This is a genomic window from Immundisolibacter sp., assembly GCF_028696615.1.
In the GTDB taxonomy this organism is placed as follows: domain Bacteria; phylum Pseudomonadota; class Gammaproteobacteria; order Immundisolibacterales; family Immundisolibacteraceae; genus Immundisolibacter.
On record NZ_JAQVGQ010000120.1, the window covers coordinates 1 to 8,027 of the forward strand.

7 protein-coding genes and 1 pseudogene are annotated in these 8,027 nt (G+C 69.0%); 3 read left to right on the forward strand and 5 right to left on the reverse strand.

What is annotated here, in order from left to right; genetic code table 11:
* From PHC73_RS13970 to edd, 3 genes and pseudogenes are all read right to left on the reverse strand, one after another.
* Positions 1-198 (reverse strand): annotated as a pseudogene (locus PHC73_RS13970) (hypothetical protein); the annotation flags it as partial.
* Positions 199-323: 125 nt separating this feature from the next.
* Positions 324-950: a bifunctional 4-hydroxy-2-oxoglutarate aldolase/2-dehydro-3-deoxy-phosphogluconate aldolase gene (eda, locus tag PHC73_RS08900; protein WP_300126869.1), complete on the reverse strand. Its 627-nt coding sequence runs from the start codon at positions 948-950 to the stop codon at positions 324-326.
* On the reverse strand, positions 947-2,800 hold the full coding sequence (edd, locus tag PHC73_RS08905) for a phosphogluconate dehydratase (RefSeq protein ID WP_300126871.1): 1,854 nt from the start codon (positions 2,798-2,800) through the stop codon (positions 947-949). Before edd ends, eda begins: the two co-directional genes overlap by 4 nt.
* Before the next feature lie 188 nt (positions 2,801-2,988).
* On the opposite strand from edd, the gene zwf reads away from it, so the two are divergent.
* Positions 2,989-4,452, forward strand: a complete 1,464-nt coding sequence (zwf, locus tag PHC73_RS08910) for a glucose-6-phosphate dehydrogenase (RefSeq protein WP_300126873.1) — start codon at positions 2,989-2,991, stop codon at positions 4,450-4,452.
* Complete coding sequence (gene pgl, locus PHC73_RS08915) at positions 4,452-5,150, forward strand: 6-phosphogluconolactonase (protein WP_300126875.1); 699 nt, start codon at positions 4,452-4,454, stop codon at positions 5,148-5,150. Before zwf ends, pgl begins: the two co-directional genes overlap by 1 nt.
* Positions 5,151-5,234: 84 nt before the next feature.
* On the opposite strand, the gene PHC73_RS08920 is transcribed toward pgl, so the two are convergent.
* Together PHC73_RS08920 and PHC73_RS08925 are read right to left on the reverse strand one after the other, a co-directional pair.
* Positions 5,235-5,555 carry a hypothetical protein gene (locus PHC73_RS08920; RefSeq protein ID WP_300126877.1) on the reverse strand — a complete coding sequence of 107 codons (321 nt, stop codon included), beginning with the start codon at positions 5,553-5,555 and terminating at the stop codon, positions 5,235-5,237.
* Positions 5,556-5,731: 176 nt separating this feature from the next.
* Positions 5,732-6,991, reverse strand: coding sequence for a Rieske 2Fe-2S domain-containing protein (locus PHC73_RS08925; RefSeq protein WP_300126879.1), 1,260 nt, complete (start codon positions 6,989-6,991; stop codon positions 5,732-5,734).
* 509 nt (positions 6,992-7,500) lie between these two features.
* On the opposite strand from PHC73_RS08925, the gene PHC73_RS08930 reads away from it, so the two are divergent.
* A complete protein-coding gene (locus tag PHC73_RS08930) occupies positions 7,501-7,773 on the forward strand; it encodes an RNA-binding protein (protein ID WP_366949841.1) in 273 nt (90 codons plus the stop codon).
* Positions 7,774-8,027: the final 254 nt, after the last annotated feature.

Consider the following 8,027-nt stretch of genomic DNA (forward strand, 5'->3'; position numbering starts at 1 on the left):
GGCGAGCTCGTCCTCGAGCGCCTCGACGGTCTCCCGGAACTGCGGCCCGGCGGTCTCGAGCAAGCGCTCGAGGCGGCGCACGTCGTGCGAGGACAGGATGATCGGCGGTGCGATCGCGTTCATTCGGACTCTCCCAAAAGAAAAACGCGGCGGGGCGCCCGAGTGCGCCTCGCCGCGAAAATGATGAATGGTTGCCATGAAACTAGCCGCGGCGCGACCAAAAATCAACCGCCGGCCGGCGGCAGCAGCGATTGCCTGCCGGCACGGGCACGGCAGGCGTCGCAACACCGCCCCCTCGGAAAAGGCGACTCTTCCTCGACAGGCTATCGCGCACGCAGCGCCGCCGCGGCCGTGGCAAGCGCCGTGACCGCCGGCCAGTCGCCGGCCTGCACCAGCGCCTTGGGCGCCAGCCAGGAACCGCCCACGCAGGCCACGTTGGGCAGTGCGAGATACGCCGGCGCGCTGACCGCATCGATGCCGCCGGTGGGGCAGAACAGCTGATCCGGAAACGGCCCGTGCAGGGCCTTCAGCATGCCGGCGCCGCCGGCCTGGGCGGCCGGGAACAGCTTGCAGGCGGTGTAGCCGGCGGCGCGCACGGTCATCACATCCGATGGCGTCATGGTGCCGGGCAGCAGCGGCAGACCGCACTGCGCCGCGGCGGCCAGAAGCTCCGGGTACACGCCCGGACTGACGCCGAACACGGCACCGGCCTCCCGCGCAGCGACGAGATCGTCCGGCCGCGTGAGCGTGCCCATGCCGACCACGGCGTCCGGCACCGCGGCGCGGATGGCGCGCACGGCGTCGAAGGCCACCGGCGTGCGCAGCGTCACTTCCAGCACGCGAATGCCGCCCGCGAGCAGCGCCCGCGCCAACGGCACGGCGTGGTCGCTGGCGTCGATCACCAGCACCGGCATAACCGGCCCCAGGCGCAGGATGTCGACGATGGTCATGCCGCCCCCGCCGTCGCGCTCACCACCGGCGGGCAGGCGGCGATGAATCCCCCGCCCTGCTCGGCGCCCACGGCCAGCTGCCGCGCAAAACCGAACAGTTCGCGCCCGCAGCCGACGTGGCTGGCGGAGCGATCGATTACGGCCGGCCGGCGCGTCACCCAATCGGCCTGCGAAACCTGCGCGGCGAGCTCACCGCGTTCGGCGTCCACGCGTATGAGATCGCCATCGCGTACCCGCGCCAGCGGCCCGCCGCCCAGGCACTCGGGCGTCACGTGGATGGCCGCCGGAACCTTGCCCGACGCCCCCGACATGCGCCCGTCGGTGACCAGCGCCACCCGGAAACCGCGGTCCTGCAGCACGCCGAGCGCCGGCGTCAGCTTGTGCAGCTCCGGCATGCCGTTGGCGCGCGGGCCCTGAAAGCGCACCACGGCGACAAAATCGCGCTCGAGCTCACCGCGCTTGAAAGCCGCCAGCAGCGCCTCCTGGCTGTCGAACACCCGCGCCGGCGCCTCGACCACCCGCTGCTCGGGCTTGACCGCCGACACCTTGATCACCGCCCGGCCGAGGTTACCGGTCAGCACGCGCAGGCCGCCGTCGGCGCTGAACGGCTCGGCGAACGGACGCAGCACGGCGGCATCGCCGCTCACCGCCGCGGCCGGCTGCCAGGCCAGCGCGCCGTCGGCCGTCAAGGTCGGCGCCGTCGCATAGTCGGCAAGGCCACCCGGCGAGACGGTGAGCACATCGGGGTGCAGCAAGCCACCGGCCAAGAGTTCGCGGATCACGAAGCCGCTGCCGCCGGCGGCCGCAAAGTGATTCACGTCCGCGCCGCCGTTTGGGTAAACGCGCGCCAGCAGCGGCACGGCGGCCGACAGCTCGGCCAGATCGTCCCAGTCGATGACGATACCGGCCGCGGCGGCGATGGCCGGCAGGTGCAGGGCGTGGTTGGTGGAGCCGCCGGTGGCCAGCAAACCGACGGCGGCGTTGACGATGGCGCGCTCGTCCACCACCTCGCCGAGCGGTGCGGCGTGCTCGCCGCGCGCCAGTTGCACGGCAAGCCGCGCCGCCTGCGCCGTCAGCGCCTCGCGAAGCGGCGTGCAGGGGTTGACGAAAGCCGCCCCCGGCACGTGCAGGCCCATCAGCTCCATCAGCATCTGGTTGGTGTTGGCGGTGCCGTAGAAGGTGCAGGTGCCGGGCGCGTGGTAGGCGCGCGACTCGGCCTCCAGCAGCGCGTCGCGGCCCAGTTTGCCCTCGGCGTAGAGCTGGCGAATCCGGGCTTTCTCGGCGTTGGAGAGCCCCGACGGCATCGGCCCTGCCGGCACGAACACCGCCGGCAGATGGCCGAAAGCCAGCGCGCCCATCAGCAGACCCGGCACGATCTTGTCGCACACGCCCAGCAGCAGCACGCCATCGAACACGTCGTGCGACAGCGCCACGGCGGTCGCGAGCGCGATCGTGTCGCGCGAGAACAGCGACAGGTCCATGCCGGCCTCGCCCTGCGTCACGCCATCGCACATGGCCGGCACGCCGCCGGCGAACTGCGCCACCGCGCCCATCTGCGCCGCCACGTGCTTGATCAGCGTCGGGTAGGTGGCCAGCGGCTGATGGGCGGACAGCATGTCGTTGTAGGCCGACACGATGGCGAGATTCACCGCCTGTCCGCCGGCCAGCGCCGCCTTGTCGGCCGGGTCGCTGCCCGCGCAGGCATGCGCCAGGTTGGCGCAGGGCAGGCGCGTGCGCACCGGACCGGCGCGCTTCGCCGCCCGTAGGCGGGCCAGATAAGCCTGCCGGGTCGGCCGGCTGCGGCGACGGATGCGGTCGGTGACGGTCGTAATCACCGGGTCAATGGCCATCGGCAACCTCCTGCACTGCGCTGCTGGCGCATGAAGAAAATGCTGAACAATTCCAGCCGCAAAATGTTTCGGCCCGCTGCCGCGAGGATGGCACCCGCGCCGGGCCACGCGGATCGCCACCGCCTTGGCACGAAACCAGCAATCGCGATGCCAACCGCATCTTCAGCCGCGAACCATGGAGCCGCCCGATGAGCGCTTTGCACGAGTTCGACCTGATCTTCTTCGGTGCCACCGGCGATCTGGCGCTGCGCAAGCTACTGCCGGCGTTGTACTACGCCTTTCGCGACAACGGCCAGCCCGCCGGCTGGCGCATTTTGGGCCTGGCGCGCCGCCCGCTCAGCCGCGACGAGTACCTCGCCATGCTCGGCGACAGCTGCCGGCGGTTCATTCCGGCCACCGATCTGGACGACGCCACCTGGGGCCAGTTCTGCGCCCGCATCGACTATCTGCCGGTGGATGGCACCGATCCGGCCGGTTTTGCCGCGCTCACCGGCTGGTTCGAGCACTGTGCCGGCCGCGTGCGGGTGTTTTATCTGTCCACCGCCGCGCGGCTGTTCGGGCCCATCTGCGAGGGACTGGCGCGTCACGGCCTGGTCACGCCGCTGACGCGGGTGGTGCTGGAGAAGCCGCTCGGCCACGACTACGCGAGCTCGGAGGCCATCAACGCCGCCGTCGGCGCCATCTTTGCCGAGAACCAGATCTTTCGTATCGACCATTACCTCGGCAAGGAGCCGGTGCAGAACCTGCTGGCGCTGCGCTTTGGCAATTCCATCTTCGAGCCGCTGTGGAACCGCGGCTCGGTGCGCGACGTGCAGATCACCATCGCCGAGCAGGTGGGCGTCGAGGGCCGCGGCGAGTACTACGACCCCTCCGGCGCGCTGCGCGACATGGTGCAGAGCCACATGCTGCAGCTGCTGTGCATCCTGGCCATGGAGCCGCCGACCAGCATCGACGCCGACGCCGTGCGCGACGAAAAACTCAAGGTGCTGCGCGCGCTGCGACCGATCAACGCTGCCAACGTCAAGGAAAAAACCGTGCGCGGCCAGTACCGGGCCGGCGCCGTGGCCGGCAAGCCGGTGCCGGGGTACCTGGAGGAACCCGGCATCCCGCCGGACAGCCGCACCGAAACCTACGTCGCCATCAAGGCCGAGATCGACAACTGGCGCTGGTCCGGCGTGCCGTTTTTCCTGCGCACCGGCAAGCGTCTGCCCGAACGCATGGCCGAGATCGTGGTCAACTTCCGCCCGGTGCCGCACGCCATCCTGCCGCCGTCACCGGCCGCCGGCGAACCCAATCGCCTGGTGATCCGCCTGCAACCGGACGAGGGCGTGAAGCTGTTCCTGCTGGTCAAAGTGCCCGGCGAGGGCATGAAGGTAAAACCGGTCGCGCTCGATCTCGACTTTGCCGAAACCTTCAAACACCGCCAGTGGGAAGCCTATGAGCGCCTGCTGACCGAGGTCATTCAGGGCAATCTCACGCTGTTCATGCGCCGCGACGAGCTGGCCGCCGCCTGGCGCTGGATCGACCCCATCCTCGACGGCTGGCGCGCGCTCGACGAACCGCCCAAGCCCTACACCGCCGGCACCTGGGGCCCGGCCGCGGCCAGCGCGCTCATCCTGCGCGATGGCCTGGCCTTGCGGGAGGAAGCCTGATGGCGGTCGAGGAACGCAGCTTCCCCACCGCCGCCGAGGCGGCCGATGCACTGGCCGCAGCGGTGGCAGCGGACATCGACCGCGCGCTAGCGCAGCGCGAGCGCCCCGGTCTGGTGGTGTCCGGCGGGCGCAGCCCGATCGCCTTTTTCGAGCGCCTGCGCGAAGCCGCCATCGACTGGTCGCGCGTGGTCGTCACGCTGGCCGACGAGCGCTGGGTGCCGCCCACGCACCCGGACAGCAACGCCCGGCTGGTGGCCGCGCACCTGCTGCAGGGCGCCGCCGCGGCGGCGCGCTTCGTGCCGCTGTGGAATGGCGCGCCGACGCCGGCCGCGGCGATTGCCGAGCGCACCGCCGCGCTGGCTGAGCTGCCCAGGCCGTTCGACGCGCTGGTGCTCGGCATGGGCGAGGATGGCCACACCGCATCGCTGTTTCCCGGCGCCGCGGGCTTGGCGGCCGCCCTCGACCCGCACGGCAAGGCGCAGCTGGTCGCCATCGACCCGCAGGCCGCGCCACACCCGCGCCTCAGCCTCACGCTCGCGGCGCTGCTCGACAGCCGGCACATCCACCTGCCGCTCGGCGGCGCCGCCAAGCACGCCGTCTACCGCCGGGCCAAGGCCGACTGCGACCCGCTGCGCCTGCCGGTGGCGGCGGTGCTGTGCCAGTCGCGCACGCCGGTGACGGTCTACCTTGGCCCGTGACCGCGCGCCACATCGACCAAACGCCCCCGCCGACGACTTGCCGACGGCCACGGCGGGAAGTGCCAAAGGGACGCGACGCCAGCCTCAACGCCCGATCGAAAAAAAGAAACAGCTGCCGTCCGGGTCACAGTAGCGATACATCAGATGCACGCCGTCGTGGTAGTAGTGCCCGTGGCCGTGCAGGTGGGGATGCGCGCGGTAATAACGATGCCAGTCGTCCCAGGATCGCCAGTGCCCGCGATACACGTACCGCCGGCCGCCGTGCTCGTAGTGGTCGTAATGCCGATGCGGGTCATAAGGCCGTCCCCGATGCCCAGGGTGGCCATGGAAGTCCCGATCCGCCATGGCAGGCACCGCCAGCATCGACAGCGCCAGGAACGCAGCCGCACCGAAGCGTCGCTTCATGAGTCTCTCCGCAGCAATTGCACCGGCCGCTGACTGGCCGAAGCGGTCAGCGGCACTTTACCGCCGTGCGGCCGTACACCGCCCCCGCCCCGCTTGACCCCGATCAGTGACCGGACTGCGCGCCGAACACCGGCGGCTCCATCCACCCCCGGCCGCGGCTTACCTGCCGCCGCCAGTCACAACCCCATCAAGTGCCGGTAGCCGTGCCAGAAGCCGCGCACGCCGTTTTCGTCCACACCCATCACGTCCAGGCTGTCGATACTGGCGCCGCCGCATTCGATGACCGAGGCCTCGTCGAGACCGCCGGCGATGCCCTGCTGGCAAATGTCCACCGCCTCGCCGTCTTCCATGGAGATGAACCCGGCCGGGCCGACCATGTTGTGCTGCTTCAGGCGATGCGCGGTCAGCTCGGGACTGTCATCCGCAAAGCCGTAGAAGGTCCATACCAACTCGGTGGCGTCGATGCCCTTGGTCTGGATCTGCCGCACCGCCAGCGTGTTCGAGATCTGCTGCAGCACCACGTTCGGGAACATGGAGTGGATGGTCAGCGCCACCTCGCCGCCGAGCTCCGGCACCCAGCGCAGCAGTTCCGGCGCCTCGAGCTGCGCCTTGGCGTCGGCCTTGCGCGTGCTGGCCTGCTGGTAGTGCTCGAGGCTCTGATCCTCGGCCGGTTTGCACACCTGCAGCAACTGGTGCAGCTTGTTGTCGGACAGGTGTATCCAGCCACGCTGCCCCTGCCGGTAGATGCCGAAGGTCGGGTAGAACAGGTGCAGCAGGCCGCCGTGGTAGCTGTCACGCGAATTCTCGGCGTACAGCTTCCAGTTGCCATGAAAGTATTGGCGGGCGTGGCCCAGGATGCGGATCGGCCGGCCGAACAGCCGCTCGATGTTGGCGCAGTGCTCGGCGCCCAGGTAATCGCGCAGCGCCGGCGCCGCCGCATCGAAGCTGCCGAAGATCATCTCGGCGACCGTGTCCACGCGCAATGCCTGCAGACCATGGGCCGCCATGTCGAAATCGGCCGGATAGCCGCCCTTGCCGCCCAGGCCCCTGCGAAACGGCACACCGACCAGGTTGCCGGCCGCGTCATACGCCCATTGGTGATAGACGCAGGTGTGGGTGCCGTTCGGGCCCACGTTGCCGCGCAGCTCACGGCACACCAGCGCGCCGCGGTGCGCGCAGCGGTTCACCCAGGCATGGACGGCACCCTGCTCGCCGCGCGTCAGCACCACCGGCGTGTCGCCGACGAAGGTGGCCTTGAAGTCGCCCGGTTTGGGGATTTCCGCCGCCAGACCCAGAAAACTCCAGGTCGGCCCGCGGAAGATGCGTTCCTGTTCCTGGACATACAACGCCGGGTCGGCATAGATGCGATACGGCACACGGGTCTCGTCGGCAGCCGGCCAACGCAATGGGGTTTCGAAGACGGTGGGGGCATTCATGGGAGTCTCCTGAAGGTCCATCCAAACTCAAAAGCAGGCGCTGATCCAAGGAAACGCTGAAAAATTCCATCCCTGTAATTTCTCAGCTCGCGCCGCGCGGTACACGCCTGCGCCGCGCTCCCTGAATCAATGGCTTACGCCCATAAATTCAGGCCGGGGCGGCCTGCCCTGGACGGAACAGCTGAATGAATCATCACTTCCAACGCAAGAATGATGCAGCGTCTGCCGGACTCCGGCAGCAAAAAATTTCGCTGCCCGCGTTGTGTACGTTACATGGAATTGTCGTACGCTTCGCTGCGTTCGTGGTTTCGGGTATCAGTGCCGGCTATACGCCTTAGGAAGGCGGCGCGATTTTGCCCGAGATTGCGGACACGGCCTAGCGCGGGCCGCGCGGTGGATTTTTGTTTCCGGCAATGCGGAAAACACCGGCGACCGGCTGATTCGACGACCCCGGGCGTGGACTGCGGCATCGAGAACCGTCGCCCCCCGTTTTCCGGAAGTGACCGCCCATCATGACTTCGATTTACGTTGGCAACCTGCCCTTCTCCGCCACGGAAGACCAGGTGCGTGCGCTGTTCGAGCAGTACGGCACCGTGCAGTCGGTAAAACTCATCAACGATCGCGAAACCGGTCGCCCACGCGGGTTTGCGTTCGTGGAGATGGAGCCGTCGGCGGCCGCAGCGGCCATCCAGCACCTGAACGGCACCGACATGGGCGGACGCGCCCTGCGCATCAACGAAGCGCAGGAACGTGCCCCCCGCCCGCCGCGCCGTCCGCGCTAGGGAAGCGCTCACGTCTTGACGTCCAGCGCCGGCTGCGCCGACCTGAATCGATGACGTAAGCCATTGATTGATCGACAGCTTATCGGGAATTTTCCGCAATGTAGCAAACTGAAAATTCCAAGATATGGAATTGTTTCAGTGTTTCCTGCCGCAGCAGCCTGCCCCTCGGGTGGGAAGCGCTGGCTGAGAGCGCTCTCCAATCGCCGCCCCGCGCTGCATCGCCGCCGCGGGGGTTCGTGTTATACGCCCCGGAG